11 protein-coding genes are annotated in these 13,956 nt (G+C 36.5%); all 11 read left to right on the top strand.

Annotated elements, in window-relative coordinates; genetic code table 11:
- Nucleotides 1-7: 7 nt before the first annotated feature.
- The 11 genes from F7D20_RS12045 (at nt 8) to glmS (ending at nt 13,954) form a co-directional block, all read left to right on the top strand.
- Nucleotides 8-1,330: a putative phage abortive infection protein gene (locus tag F7D20_RS12045; protein WP_158464258.1), complete on the top strand. Its 1,323-nt coding sequence runs from the start codon at nt 8-10 to the stop codon at nt 1,328-1,330.
- A gap of 93 nt (nt 1,331-1,423) precedes the next feature.
- Nucleotides 1,424-3,298, top strand: a complete 1,875-nt coding sequence (locus tag F7D20_RS12040) for an ATP-binding protein (RefSeq protein WP_158464257.1) — start codon at nt 1,424-1,426, stop codon at nt 3,296-3,298.
- Entirely contained in the window at nt 3,298-4,377 is a 1,080-nt protein-coding gene (locus tag F7D20_RS12035; RefSeq protein WP_158464256.1) for a DNA cytosine methyltransferase, read from the top strand. Before F7D20_RS12040 ends, F7D20_RS12035 begins: the two co-directional genes overlap by 1 nt.
- A gap of 1 nt (nt 4,378) precedes the next feature.
- Nucleotides 4,379-6,493, top strand: a complete 2,115-nt coding sequence (locus F7D20_RS12030; protein WP_158464255.1) for a sensor histidine kinase — start codon at nt 4,379-4,381, stop codon at nt 6,491-6,493.
- Nucleotides 6,493-7,110, top strand: coding sequence for a hypothetical protein (locus tag F7D20_RS12025; RefSeq protein ID WP_158464254.1), 618 nt, complete (start codon nt 6,493-6,495; stop codon nt 7,108-7,110). The genes F7D20_RS12030 and F7D20_RS12025 overlap by 1 nt, the downstream gene beginning before the upstream one ends.
- A complete protein-coding gene (locus tag F7D20_RS12020; protein WP_158464253.1) occupies nt 7,094-7,723 on the top strand; it encodes a hypothetical protein in 630 nt (209 codons plus the stop codon). Before F7D20_RS12025 ends, F7D20_RS12020 begins: the two co-directional genes overlap by 17 nt.
- A 471-nt stretch (nt 7,724-8,194) precedes the next feature.
- Entirely contained in the window at nt 8,195-10,183 is a 1,989-nt protein-coding gene (locus F7D20_RS12015; RefSeq protein WP_194253563.1) for a CHAT domain-containing protein, read from the top strand.
- 167 nt (nt 10,184-10,350) lie between these two features.
- The gene (locus tag F7D20_RS12010) at nt 10,351-10,581 is read left to right on the top strand and encodes a hypothetical protein (protein ID WP_158464251.1); all 231 of its coding nucleotides are present in this window, start codon (nt 10,351-10,353) and stop codon (nt 10,579-10,581) included.
- A 21-nt stretch (nt 10,582-10,602) separates the two neighbouring features.
- Nucleotides 10,603-10,743, top strand: coding sequence for a hypothetical protein (locus F7D20_RS12005; protein WP_158464250.1), 141 nt, complete (start codon nt 10,603-10,605; stop codon nt 10,741-10,743).
- 64 nt (nt 10,744-10,807) lie between these two features.
- Nucleotides 10,808-11,680 (top strand): hypothetical protein, encoded by an 873-nt coding sequence (locus F7D20_RS12000; protein WP_158464249.1) that lies wholly within the window; start codon nt 10,808-10,810, stop codon nt 11,678-11,680.
- 408 nt (nt 11,681-12,088) lie between these two features.
- A complete protein-coding gene (gene glmS / locus F7D20_RS11995; protein WP_158464248.1) occupies nt 12,089-13,954 on the top strand; it encodes a glutamine--fructose-6-phosphate transaminase (isomerizing) in 1,866 nt (621 codons plus the stop codon).
- Nucleotides 13,955-13,956 lie beyond the last annotated feature (2 nt).

Raw genomic sequence — 13,956 nt, 5'->3', positions numbered from 1 at the left:
TTGTATCATGAAGAAGGATAATTATTCCATTACATATATAGCAATAATAGTATTCGTTCTTATCTTTGGATGCTATTACATTTATATTGCTGAGTTGCCAGAAATTATTAAATATTCTGGTGATTTTAAAGGTGGCTTAGAAAAAACCGGTCAGTTAGGTGATAGTGCAGGCCTTATCAATGCTTTATTCTCAGGCCTCGCTTTTGGAGGTGTGATTCTTACCATCATTTGGCAGATCAACAATGATAGAAGAAATCGCATAGCAGATCAAAAAACACAATTTGAGAATACCTTCTTTAATATGAGTCAAACATTTGAGGATATAATTGAGGGTTTGACTTTAGAGAAAGAAGATAATGATGCTGATCATGTTGATAGTTTATTGGTTAATTTATATGGAACAGAATCAGGGGATGGCAAGTTATCTCAAAATTCTGAAAATATAAAGGGTCGTATAATATTTCGGTATCTCTTCATGGAACGTAAGGTAGAAGGTAAAACGCTTAGAGATAGTATCAAAGATAATGGTATAAGTGCCTTTGAGAAGATTATGGATGGTCTTCTAGATCATTATTTTAGGTATTTTTATCGAATATTGAAGTTTATAGATGGATCGGATTTGATTACAATAGAGGAGAAATATTACTATACTTCCATATTAAGGGCTCAACTTTCAGAGTATGAACTTGTTATGATTTATTATAATTCCTTATCGGAGTTTGGAAATGAAAAGCTCAAACCTTTAGTAGAGAAGTATAGTATGATGAAAAATTTGCGCAAAAATGATTTGGCTATATCATTAGAGGAAGAAGCGGAAAAGCTTCCTCGTCATTTCTCTGATTCTGCTTTTAAACATAAGGTAAGCTTTGAGGGTAATTGGATATCCATATTGATTCGATCAATATTTGCATCTATCGTTATTGTATTATTCTTGGAATTAACGAAGACATATTTGAATGACTTTATTTTCAGGGATATACTTTCGCTGAAACTTTTCAGGAATAGTTCAGGTACTTTTGTTGCACTCTTAATTGCTAGTTTATTGCTGTATGTTATCCAACTGTTTTTTGAAAATAAACGAGTTGAGATTATCAAACGCAGCTACACAAGAAAATGGGATGAAGCGAGATATATCTTGAGTCGTTATTATGATGCTGGAAATCTCACAGTGCTTATACCTATAATCGTTTCACTAGTATATCTTTGTGGAAGTCACCAATGGTACGGCTATGGATTTTTACTATATGTACATATAATAATTCTATGGTTAATGGTAAAGCCTTTGATGGCAGTGATATTTACTGGAGTTAAGATGTATGAAGTGAAGTGATTTTGACTTCTGGATTATTCGTGTAATTTTATGGTGACGCTGTATCTGGGAAAAACTAGATGTAGTGTTATTAAAATGTTTGAGTATTGAAGTATGGAAACGAAAAAGTATAAAATAGAGATAGATCCAAGAATATTAGAGCTATTGGGTCCTAATTTGTATACCAATATTTACTATGTGTTAGCAGAGTTGATAGCCAATGCTTATGATGCTGATGCCCACAATGTCTATATAATCTCTGAACCTAATGCCATTCGTGTTGAAGATGATGGTCATGGTATGTCATATAGTAAAGGTGGTATTGCAAAATATTTGGGTGTAGCAAAACTTTCGAGAACCAATGCAACAGATTCTTTGACAGAACTTGGAAGGCAAAAAATGGGTCGCAAAGGAATTGGTAAGCTTGCTGCACTATCGGTATCGGAGAATGTCGATATTTTGACCATTTCAGATGGTGAAAAATCGGGTTTTGTTTTATCTCGTCACCCCCATGAAGGAGGAACGCTACAAGCAATAAGTGAGCAGAATGTTGTCTTCAAAAAGGTTGAAAATCATGGTACTGCTATTATTATGAAGAATCCTGAATATCATCTTCATAAAACCAATGATGCAATAAAAAGAAATATAGTTAACATATTCCCTTTGATAGACAAGGATTTTAGAATCCATATAGTGAATACTAATGGCAAGGATGACATTATAGAACGTTTAGATGAGGTTTTTGCCAAGAGCTTATGCTCTATTATTACTCTAGGTGATGGATTTAAGGAATTAGCAAAAAAAGTTAAGGTCTCTTATGCGGAAAAGAAAGATTTTCTTATAGATGTTAGAGATAGTCATAAAATTCCACTTCGGATGAAAAATTCGCAAGGTGAATTTAAAACATATGAACTTATAATAAATGGCTGGATTGGAGCCTATGAGACAACTAAAGGTAGAAAGAAAGATACGTCTGATTTCCCAGATAATTTTATATCTTTGTATGCTCACAAGAAAATGGGTGAGTTTAATATATTGCCAAAAGTTGGTAAAAACTCCTTGATTGAATCCTTCATTGTTGGTCAGTTGTATGTAGATTTGTTTGAACTTTCTGAATTGCCAGATATGGCCTTAAGTAATAGGCAGGGGTATAAAAGCGATGACATAAGATATGAAGCAGTTATAGAGTATGTTCGAAAGATATTATTGCCTGCAATCATTAATAAAAGGGCTACTTATGCAGCACTTAAAAATGCTTCTGTTCAAAAAAAACAATTGAATGAACAGAAGAAAAAAGAGGAGACTCTTAAAAGAGCTATTGATAATTTTAGACGAAAAACTGGTAATGCTATTTCAGATAAAATTAAACTGAATTCTCAATATACCGCACAAGAAGTGCATGAAGTTGTAGATCAGGCAATCAATGATAATATTCCTGATTTTGGTATAAAAAAGAAAGTTGATTCTGCCAAAAAGAAATTATTGATTAGTCAGACAAGTGCAGATAAATCTTTGTCTGATCTGGTTTATAATTTTTTATTATTTAATGGTGTTCCTGCAAAAGAGATAATTTATTCAAATTGTGATGATTCAGTGTCAAGAATACCTGAAGATGTGCCTATATTTGACTATCTAAGAGATTTCTTTGTTAATAGTTACTCTGATCAGAAGATATATGTCATCTTTATTACAAGTGAGCATATTAAGGGTTCTTTTGGAACTATGGCGGAAATAGGAGCTGCTTGGATTACAAAAGCTGATCATAAGATCATCAATATCTCTGATTTTAGACCAGAAAAGCCATTGAATGATACAGTGACATGGCAAACTTCAATTGTAGATGAAGACGGTAATGTTTCCATGACAAAACTTAATGCAGATTTATTTTGTGCAAAAATAGAAAGCTTATGTGTTAAGTTAGGTTATACCCCAAAAGATAGGGAAACCAATATGACAAGATTGATTAGTTCTATTAAAATCGTAAAGTAATGCGTAGGGGGCGAAAAAGAAAACCATATACAGAAATAGATGTGGTAGATTTATTCTGTGGAATTGGTGGATTAAGCTATGGTATGAAATCGAAAGGTTTTCATATTCAGGGTGGTTTCGACTTGGATAAAACCTGTCGCTTCGCTTATGAGTATAACAATGAGGCACCTTTCTTTTATAAGGATGTCAAAGAGGTAACTAAAAAAGATATAACTTCGCTTTATCATGAGAATTCTGTGAGAATCTTGGCTGGTTGTGCTCCATGTCAACCTTTTTCATCTTATGCATTTAAGAATAAAGAAAAAGATGCAAACAAGTATGACTTGTTGTATGAGTTTGGAAGACTGGTATCCGAAGTAAAACCTGATATTGTTACGATGGAGAATGTACCTGCTATAAAAGCATTCAAGTTGAAAGATGTCTTGGGTGATTTTGTGGCATTATTAGAGAGCAAGGGTTATCATGTATCCGTCAATATAGTCTTTTGTCCTCAATATGGAATTCCTCAAACAAGGAAGAGACTGGTTCTTCTTGCCTCTCGTTTGGGTGAAATTAAATTGATTCCGCCAATAATAACGAATCCTAAGGATTATAAAACTGTAAGACAAACGATAGCAGAACTTCCACCTATAGTGGCTGGGGGGATGAACCTTCAAGATCATTTACATCAATCTTCGGCGTTAACTCCTTTGAATCTACGTCGTATTCAAGCGACAAGAGAAGGTGGAAGCTGGAAGGAATGGCCTGAGAACTTAAAGCTTCAATGCCATAAGTCAGAATCTGGACGAAGTTTTGGAAGTGTATATGGAAGAATGAAATGGGATGAGCCAAGTCCTACGATGACAACCCAATGTACAGGCTATGGTAATGGTCGTTTTGGACACCCTGAACAAAATAGGGCTATTTCTGCTAGAGAAGCTGCATTGTTGCAAACGTTTCCTATGTCTTATAGATTTTTTGAAGATGAAAAAAAAGTTTCATTGGTAAAAGCTTCTAGATATATAGGTAATGCAGTACCTCCTGTGTTAGGTGAGGTGGTAGCACAAAGTATATTGGAACATTTAAGCATATATTATTGATATGATGGATACGGGAACACTTAGGTGGAAATTTGACATCAGCGCCTTTCGTTTGATTGGTCGTGATCTTATTACTGATAGAGTAACTGCCTTATTTGAATTAGTGAAGAATTGCTATGATGCCAATGCAAACGTGGTGTCTGTACATTTTAATAATGTTAGTCCTGATAGTAAAGGCGTTAGTTCTATTGTCATAGACGATGATGGATATGGCATGTCTTTTGAGGATGTCCGTGATAAATGGATGGTAATTGGAACATCAAGTAAGCGTAGAAACAAGATTTCTCCATCACCATATTCAAGAAGATGTGTCGGTGAAAAAGGAATTGGGCGTTTTGCCGTTGATAAGCTAGGAGATTATATAACAATCAAGACAAAGAAAAAGGGAGAGAAACAATGGCTTACAGTAACAATAGATTGGACAAAATATGAGGACCAAACTATGGCAGAAGGAGAGCAAGATTTGTTGTTTACTGATGTTGATAATAAATTTCAGTATCAATCATGTGATGATGATAGCATTTCTGGAACCCAAATTACGATTTCCCATATTCGAGAAGCGTGGACCAAGAGTGATGTTGAACGTTTTCTACGTGAATCTTCTCGAATAACATCTCCATATTATCCTCAAATATATCCTTTTTTGATTCAGGTTTATGCTGATGAGTATGGTATTGATAACGAAACTGATCGATGCTTGAATATAGGTGAAGATAAACTTGCGACTCTTTCTGGTCATTTGTCCTTTACTGATGCTTATCAAGAAAGTTTTCTTTTTGATGAGAAATCAGAGAAGTTGGTAGTTCAGAGAGTTTCGTTAAAATCCTTTGGCGGAATTAAGATGAGCTTGTTTTACTTTGATGGCAATGCAAGAAAAGTGTATAACCGAACATACCGCTATAGTCATATTGACGGTATTAAAATCTATAGAGATGGACTTATAACAACACCATTTGCAGAGGCTGAGTCAGAGGTGGATAAGCAAAGAGACATTTTAGGCATAGAGAAAAATAGATGGCAAGACTTGTTTTATAAGGTAAGTACGCGAGAAATCATTGGCTTTGTGGAAATAACGAAGGATGGTAATCCTAAAATAATTGATGCTACAAATAGACAAGATTTTGTTGATACTCCAGAATATCGTGAATTGAAGAATTTTATCTTAGTTCAATTAGATTCTATTTCTCAATATAAAAGATATCTTAAGAAAAAGGAACAGAATGAATCTTCACGTAGAATGGAAGATGTTTCCGCAGGAGTCAATGAATTTGTTAGTGAAATTGATGCTGCAATAAAACAACAACCGCAGTTGGAAAAAGTTTTGTCGCCATTATATATCAAAGCAACAAAGGTTGAAGGAAAATTAAGAAAATTACAGAAGGCGCAGAGCAAAGAGCAGACAGAGTTTAAGCACAAAGAGAATATGTATTTGAGCATTATGTCAATGCAAGAATATGCTATTCAAGTGACACATGCTGTTAGGACATCTTTGGCACGAATAGAGCGAATGACTTTATATTTTTATGAGTTTTTTCCAAATCCAGAAGACGATGAGTTGTTTAAAGAATATGCCAAAGATATTTATGAGGAGATGAATACCCTAAATAGGGTTGTTGATTATATGCTTAGTTATTCTCAGTCAAATCTAGCATTTGAGGATTTTGATTCAAAAGCATTGTTTGATAGTATAGTTTCTGGCTATAAGTTAAAGCTTGCCTCTAAAGGCATAAAGCTTGAATGTCAATTTACGAATAATTTAATGATTAAATGCAATAAATTATTTATAAAAGATATCTTGCTTAATATAATAGACAACTCTATTAAGGCTTTGACAAATACGGAACTTAAAATAATAAAGTGTACATCTTTTATAGAAAGAAATAATCTTGTTATTGAAGTTTCAGATACAGGAATTGGAATTCCAAAAGAAAAATGGGATTGGGTCTTTGGTTTATACAATACAACTACAGAAAATATGGGTGGAGCTGGAGTTGGCTTGTATATAGTAAAATCAAGAGTGCAAGCTTTAAAAGGAAATGTTAAGGTAGTAGATAGTGAATTTGGAAATATTGGTACGACAATTCGTGTTGAGTTGCCTTTTAAAAATAAAAAATAATGGAAAAAGATTTCTATATAATTATCGTTGATGACAATATGAAACCAACTGATCCATTCATTATGTGGATGAAGAGAAAAGTGTTGAATGCAGATGTTGTTTCCTATAGAACAGTAGAATATGCTTTGGGTTTCATCTTTGAACATTTGGAGGAGAAAATGATAATATTTTTAGATTGCAAGTTTAATATGGGACTGCAAGGTGTTGATGGATTGAAAAGAATTCGTGAAAAAACATCTCTTGTAAGTATTGTCATGATGTCTGCAAATTCTCTTAATCAAATGGAAAATTCGGAGTTAGAAGCAATGATTAATTCTGATAAATTGTATTTTATAAAAAATGATGATTTAAGGAAAGCAGAGGAACTCGTTGCAAAAATTCAAAATAAATGGGTTTCTGAATTGGATTGCGTCTTAGAGCAATGGGTTAAGAGTCACAATAGTGAATTTCGCAGCAAACCATATATGGCAACTTCTGATGGAGTGTTGTCCTTAAATGATGTTTTAGTTCGAATAAGAAATAGAACACCGTTGGGACTTAAATTAGAAAAGCAGATATTGCAAGTTGCAGTTGATAGTTTGACTAAAGATATAAGGAAAAATGATAGATGTAATTAGCTTTACTGACGAAAAAGACAAAAAATTAGGTACGTATTTTCAAGATAGTAAAAATAGTCTAATTAATAATATAGGGTCGTTAGACGATGTTTGTGTTCTAAAAGAGGTTGGCTCCGAAATTTGCACAATGTCTAATGTTAATCAGATAATGTCAAATATAAATAATAAATGTATATGTGCAGTTTATACTCATGGTAACCCTTTTGCATTTATGGCAAATGGAAAGTCTTACATAACCAAGGAGAATACTCTGCATTTTAAGGATACATTTGTTTATTCTACAGCTTGTTTGACTGCAAGGGATATAGGAAAACAGTTGGTAGATGATGGTTGCTTGGCTTTTGTCGGATTTAAAGAAGAATCACAAGTCTTGTGCGATCCGGATTATGCAAACGTTATAATGAATTGCGATCAAGCTTGTTTATTTGCCTTCTTAAATGATAATATAAATTTAAAGGAAGCTCTCAAACTGGCTATTACTTATTATAATACGCAAATTGAAAACTGCTCAAGAAATGATAATATTATTTTGCAATCAATACTTATTGCTAACAGAGAAGCACTTTGTATGTATGGTGATGAGACTTTGACACGTAATGATTTTAACCATTAATTATTTTCATTATTATGCTTACAATATCAATTGAAATTAAGAGCAAATAGCGAACAGCATGCTTTTTCTTTTGTACTGGCAACACTTCATGGTGATGTAGTGTATTCTCTGTTTACATTATGAATATTTCAATGACCATATTGTCACTCTCTCTCTTTGTAGCCTTTGCAATAGGAGCTCTCATAGGCTATATCTTTCGTTAAGCACTCAAATTAAGGCTTAACGTACCTAAAGTGACCGCTTACAAAAATCAACAATATAATGATAAATACAGCCCTCACATATGGCATTATTCACTATTTTGTGATGTTGGGTAGGAGGACGGATCCTAATCCGATAGCTACGCTCCCGCCTTTATGTATGAGGCATAACTTACTTCACTATTTGACGAGTTTGCCTCATAATGTGTATCATTATCTGCATGGTTGCGACTATTTGCAGCGTGTGATGCTATCTGGGGAAAAAAGCGGATTGGAAGTAGATTTCATATTTAATGATTCTATAGAAGAGCCATCATTCAGTATGGTGCTTTCTAAAGGGTTGAATGTGTTTCTTATCTGCACCGATAACGATGATGAACTCATTGAGATGAATATTAGTCTGTCGAGAGTCTGTACTAAAAACTGCCTTTTCTGGCTTGATGAGAAAAAGAAGGAGATATTTATCATGCCGAGGGTTGTGACATCCGCTGAGGAGTTCTGGGATTACTTATTTGAGTATGCGCAACCGTTGATGAAAGACATTGAAACTCCGCTTTGTGTGCCTCTTTGTGGTGGTAGTGTTGAATTCCCATATTTTAGGCCAGCAAACATCACTTTCTTTACTTTGGCATCTGCCTTGGGAAACTGGGGTATAGGTTCTTATGTCAATAGTCACAAAGAAAAAGAGATTCAGATCAAAAAAACGCAAGAGGCTCTGGCGGACATGTATGGATGGAAGAGGCAAGAAAAAGCTGTTGATATATTAAGTCAGCTTTATGGATTATGTCAGGATGCTTTTAAAACGGCTTCTGGCAAAACTATAGGATTCCCTGATCAGAACTATCCGCCAATTGTTATTGCTGCACCATATACTACGAAGGATGTAAGGGATTTGTTTAAGATGATGGCTAAGAGCGAGAAACCACTTCAATCAATAGACAAGGTGGTAGAAATGGAACAGACGCCCAACTATTGCTATGATGTCAAAGTAGGAAATGTAGAGAATGATCTTCGAAAAATAGACGACTTTATCCGTCTCTTTCATGTAAGTAGACTGGACTTTCTAGACATTGTGGCGAATTTGCATTGCTCATTCCGTTTTTCTCCCTATTTACGATTGCCTTTACTTTGTAAAAGTCTCAATACGGAATTGTCGTTTGTAAGTGCAAAGAACAATATGCAGTTGGCCTATTCTAAAGACCGCATGGCATACAATAAAGCCATCCATAAAGTTGGAGAGACGATGGCGCAAAAGCTGTTGGCCCCTAAAACGGCAAAGATGCTGGAAAAGATGCCTGCACAGATAGTAGCCATGACAGACCTCCCGATAGAGTGGATGGAAGTGAATGGAGTTCCACTTGGCTTTACACACGATGTTTGCCGTATGCCAGAAACACCATCTTCAGGGATGTTGACTCACTATGGTATAGCAAGGTTTTCAAATATTTACAGAATACCTGAGGATATTTTGTCGAAAACTCTTGTGGTGTATGGTTGTAGGGAAGATGCGTTTAAGAAATGGCAAGACAAAGCAGATATCTGCGCCCAGACATTAGGTGCTAAAACTGTTGTTTGTCAGAGTATAGATGAGTTTGAAAAGGCTGTTAAGCAGCATAAGCCGGACTTGTTGATTATTGATACTCATGGCGGAACGGATCTTAGAAATCATCAAAGTTTTATATACATGGGCGATGATAAGGTGTATCCCAAAGACATTTCTACAAGAGGAATATCAGCCAGGCTGGTGTTTATCTCTGCATGCAATACAGCTCCATGTTATAATGATGTAAATACTGTAGCCAATGCACTTCTTGAAGTGGGCGCATCTGCAGTGACTTCTTCTTATCTGCCTTTGGATGTTATGGAATCATCAACGCTGTATATACGTATTCTGAATCAACTGAATCAAGCTGCACGGCAGGATATACACCGAAACTGGTTAGCCTTTATTTCTCATATACTAAGGACGTCGTTTATCATGACACCACTAGTGGAAAATGCTCAAAAGAAAAGTCCAGAGTCAATGGATCCGATGCTGTTAGGTAAGGTAAACATGTTATCAATGTCTTTTGAGAATAGGGCAGAGCTATACAGAAAACTCAAGGGTGGTGAGAAGGTGGAAGGATTGAAATATGATTTTTCGAAGGTAGTTCCTCATTATCTGATGTATACTACTATAGGTAGGGCGGATCTCATCATGTTTGAGTCGTCTATGAAGAAGAGGAAAGAAGAGTACGAGAAGATGATGAAGGATGAATAATTTAGTAATGATTATGCCACGTCCTAAAAAGTCAAAATCCAGCTTTAAAAAGATGGTCAGGCCTGTTGGTTCCACGCTCGCCATTATTTGGCGGATATCTATTTGGTAGATTCGCTATTTTGGAGATGGTACGGATGCAGAGGTATCGAAAACTTCCCAAGCCGTCTTTGGGTGACTATATATTGCAGGTTATCTTTAATTTGCAATCAGATTTCCCAGGAACAGAATTCTTTGGTGCAGAAACCTTTTTAAAAGAGGCAACAATCAATCATGGAATTTCTAAAGAGGTTGTTATGGAATTAGATGTAGATGCGTATAAGAAAATAGTGGATTCTATTGTTCGATATGCTGCCAAATTGAAAAGGGTATCTATAGAGAAAATACTTGATTCTATATAGCAATGGTTAGGGCAAAAAGGTATGATGCCTACAGAATTGAAAAAGGAGTTCTTTGAAAGTTATTATGATGAAAAAGTCAAAATAGGTGATAGACATGAGAAAAAACGCTTTGCTGTGGTTCTTACCCAGATTTTAGCAAAATACTATAAGAGTAAAGGCTAAATCCAAACAAAAAAAAGTTAAAACAAAAATAATCAATGGCTCTCCAGCCCCTGTTTATAAGGGGTTGGAAGCAATTGAGTGCTTACATTTACTTGATATGAGAAGTTTTGAACAAATACAATTAACATTGGGAATAGAGGACAGTTTAGTTCCTATAGACGAATTGATTTCAATTCTTGATGGTTTCCAAGGAGTTACTCTTTCGATAAATGAAACTTTAAATAAAACCTATTCATGTGGCTTTGATAAAGTAACAGTACAAGTATTAGGGTTTGAACATGGAAGCTTTAGAATACCATTTAGTATTGATAAATTTTCTGAACACATATTGTGTCCTGTATTATCTACAGTTATAGGTAGTTTGATAGTTTGGTATTTGACAACAGATAATAATCAAATGAGTATCCAACTGCCAAATGAACAAGTTTCGATAGATAGAACAGAATTTGATTGTAATAAAAAGGTTAGAGATTCTGTAAATAAAATAGCAAAAACTGTTATAAACTCAGAAAAAATTTCTAATTTGTCATTAAAGTATAGAGATGAGGATAACCAAGAGGTGTCAGTGCAGATAGACAAAAATCAGCTCGCTAATAGAATAACAGATATTGAAGGAGATGTGGTTATTCAAAACATATCAAATGTGCGACTTGAAATTGTATCGCCAACTTTGGAAGCAAAGTCTGTACAATGGAAGGTACGTTATGAAGGTAAGGTTCGTTCAATGAAAATGAATGATTTGGGATTCTTGGAGTTGATTGGGAGAAGAGACATTGCTTTTAGCAAAGGAGACATTATAACTTGTAATATCCAAATCACAGAAATAACAGAGATTGATGGTAGTGTAAAATTAAAATATGCAATAACGCAAGTTCATAATTTCCCACATTATCACAGAGTTATTAATGCTGAAGAACAAAACTTGAATCTAGAATAGTTGTAATGTAAGTATTCTTTTACCTTTGTATCGTCAATTTAAATATTCATATAGTACAAGAAAAGAAGCAAATAAGCTGCAAGCCAAAGTTCACCGAGGTCGTAATCGGTGAGAACTTAGATATTCTAGAGATACCATTAGATAACAATGAAACAGAGTCTCTAATCTGCGACATGGTAAAAGGGTATGAAGTCTAACTTATTTATGTGTTGGAAAGTATAAAGGCAATGTCAGAGGATAAACTTTATACTCTTTTTCTCGAGTTTTGGGATGATGAAGAATAATAAAAAATGAAATTAAATTTTAGTCAAGTTATGGTATAACCTCCACTGGCATTAGCTGGTGGAGGGCTAAGCCTTATATACGGATATGTAATATGAGGTGATACCGAATAATAACCATAAATATATGTGTGGAATAGTAGGATATATAGGACAAAACGAAGCATATCCAGTCCTGATAGCAGGACTGAAGAAACTCGAATATAGAGGATATGACAGTGCCGGAGTAGCACTCGTCAATGGAGAGGACAAACTCAATGTCTATAAGACAAAGGGCAAGGTAGCAAATTTGGAAGAACTCGCAGCAGACAAAGACTGCGGAGGCCATATCGGTATAGCCCACACCCGATGGGCAACACATGGCGAACCATCAGCCGAAAATGCACATCCCCATGTCAGTATGAGTGGTGACTTGGCTTTGGTACATAATGGCATCATCGAGAACTACCAGGTGCTGAAAGAACAACTCATAGCACGCGGTTATCAGTTCAAGAGCACAACAGATACCGAGGTGCTGGTACAGTTGATAGACTCATACTATCAGCAGAATGGTAAGGATTTGGTATCAGCCGTTTGCCAGTCACTGAAAGATGTCGTGGGTGCCTATGCCATAGCAGTCATCGAATGCAAGAACCCCACTCACATTGTGGCAGCCCGCCAGTCAAGTCCATTGGTGGTAGGAGTAGGAGCCGACAAGCAAGATTTCTATATCGCCAGTGATGCCACTCCTATCGTAGAATATACCGACCAGGTAGTCTATCTCGAAGACGGTCAGATAGCAGAAATCAGAATCGGCAAGGATATAGAGATGATCAATCTCAACCATAAGTTATGCAATTATGCCATTAAGACCGTAGACCTCGACATCTCCAAACTCAGCAAGGGAGGCTTCGACCATTTCATGCTGAAAGAGATCTACGACCAGCCCCAGTGCCTGAAAGACTGTATGAGTGGCCGCCTGTTTGCGGATAAGGACAATCCGTCCAACAACCACATCGTGTTGTCAGCCCTTACAGACTATAAAGACCGACTCATGTCAGCCAAGCATATCATCATCGTGGCATGCGGAACCAGTTGGCATGCAGCCCTCATCGGCAAGCAGCTCATAGAGAAGATGTGTCGCAAGCGAGTAGAGGTAGAATATGCCAGCGAGTTCCGTTATGGCGAACCCGTCATTGAATCCAATGATGTCGTGATAGCCATAAGCCAGAGTGGCGAGACTGCCGACACCTTGGCAGCCATTAAATTAGCCAAGCAGCATGGAGCATTGATCTTCGGCATCGTCAATGGCGTAGGATCATCCATCGCCCGAGAGACAGATACAGGTATCTATATTCATGTTGGCCCCGAGATAGGAGTAGCGAGTACCAAGGCCTTCACTGGTCAGGTCACCGTCCTTACCCTCTTTGCCTTGGCGTTAGGTCACGAGCTTGGCACCCTTTCCGATAAAGACTATGTAGAGACCATCGCCGAGTTGGCAGAGATACCCGGCAAGATGGAGAAAGTGTTGGAGCAGACATCATCGATATCCCGACAGGCTAAGGTGTTCACCTATGCACATAATTTCCTCTATCTCGGTCGAGGATTCAACTATCCCGTAGCCTTAGAGGGAGCCTTGAAGCTAAAGGAAATCAGCTATATCCATGCCGAGGGCTATCCTGCAGCCGAGATGAAGCATGGTCCGATAGCCTTGGTAGATACCGATATGCCGATCGTCTTCCTTGCCACACATCACCAGTTGTATGAGAAAATTATCAGCAATATGCAGGAAGTAAAATCCCGCAACGGACGCATCCTGGCTATTGTTACCGAAGGCGACAAACAAGTCAAGGCGATAGCCGATTCTGTGATAGAAGTACCGCAGACCCTCAATACTTTAGTCCCTCTTCTCAGCGTCGTTCCCCTGCAGATACTTGCTTATTATGTGGCCCTTTACAGAGGCTTGAATGTAGATATGCCAAGGAATCTGGCAAAGAGTGTAACGGTAGAATAAAA

The organism is Segatella copri (assembly GCF_009495355.1).
Classification (GTDB): domain Bacteria; phylum Bacteroidota; class Bacteroidia; order Bacteroidales; family Bacteroidaceae; genus Prevotella.
This window is presented reverse-complemented; position numbering and strand designations above follow the sequence as displayed.

What these genes read in the sequence shown, in the direction of transcription:
- F7D20_RS12045 (WP_158464258.1), top strand. Translation starts at nt 8, where the DNA reads ATGAAGAAGGATAATTATTCCATTACATATATAGCAATAATAGTATTC.
- F7D20_RS12040 (WP_158464257.1), top strand. Translation starts at nt 1,424, where the DNA reads ATGGAAACGAAAAAGTATAAAATAGAGATAGATCCAAGAATATTAGAG.
- F7D20_RS12035 (WP_158464256.1), top strand. Translation starts at nt 3,298, where the DNA reads ATGCGTAGGGGGCGAAAAAGAAAACCATATACAGAAATAGATGTGGTA.
- F7D20_RS12030 (WP_158464255.1), top strand. Translation starts at nt 4,379, where the DNA reads ATGATGGATACGGGAACACTTAGGTGGAAATTTGACATCAGCGCCTTT.
- F7D20_RS12025 (WP_158464254.1), top strand. Translation starts at nt 6,493, where the DNA reads ATGGAAAAAGATTTCTATATAATTATCGTTGATGACAATATGAAACCA.
- F7D20_RS12020 (WP_158464253.1), top strand. Translation starts at nt 7,094, where the DNA reads ATGATAGATGTAATTAGCTTTACTGACGAAAAAGACAAAAAATTAGGT.
- F7D20_RS12005 (WP_158464250.1), top strand. Translation starts at nt 10,603, where the DNA reads ATGATGCCTACAGAATTGAAAAAGGAGTTCTTTGAAAGTTATTATGAT.
- glmS (WP_158464248.1), top strand. Translation starts at nt 12,089, where the DNA reads ATGTGTGGAATAGTAGGATATATAGGACAAAACGAAGCATATCCAGTC.